Origin of the sequence: Massilia sp. CT11-108 (assembly GCF_047302915.1) — a bacterium.
Taxonomy (GTDB): Bacteria; Pseudomonadota; Gammaproteobacteria; order Burkholderiales; family Burkholderiaceae_D; genus Telluria; species Telluria orientalis.
Genome location: NZ_JBKYMO010001843.1, coordinates 1 through 213 on the forward strand (window position 1 = coordinate 1; position 213 = coordinate 213).

Annotated in this window: 1 protein-coding gene; it reads right to left on the reverse strand. The window is 63.4% G+C overall.

Going from position 1 to position 213, the window contains the following annotated elements; translation table 11 throughout:
- The coding region (locus ACEN88_RS36530) for a hypothetical protein (RefSeq protein WP_413347245.1) at positions 1 to 201 on the reverse strand (201 nt) is incomplete at its 3' end.
- Positions 202 to 213 lie beyond the last annotated feature (12 nt).

Below are 213 nucleotides of genomic sequence, written 5' to 3' on the forward strand. Positions count from 1 at the left end.
GTTGTCGTTCGAGCCCTGGAACACGAGGCCGTTGACGCGCGTGTAGTACTTGTCCTGGCTGCCGATGACTTCGGTGCCGGTCAGGCTGACCTGGTTGCCTTCCTTGAAGTCGAAGACCACCCAGGCACCCGTGCCGGAGCCGCCCGAGCCGTTACGGAAGTCCGAACCGGTGCCCAGGTTCGCGTCGAACAGGGTCTTCACGATCGTCAGCGT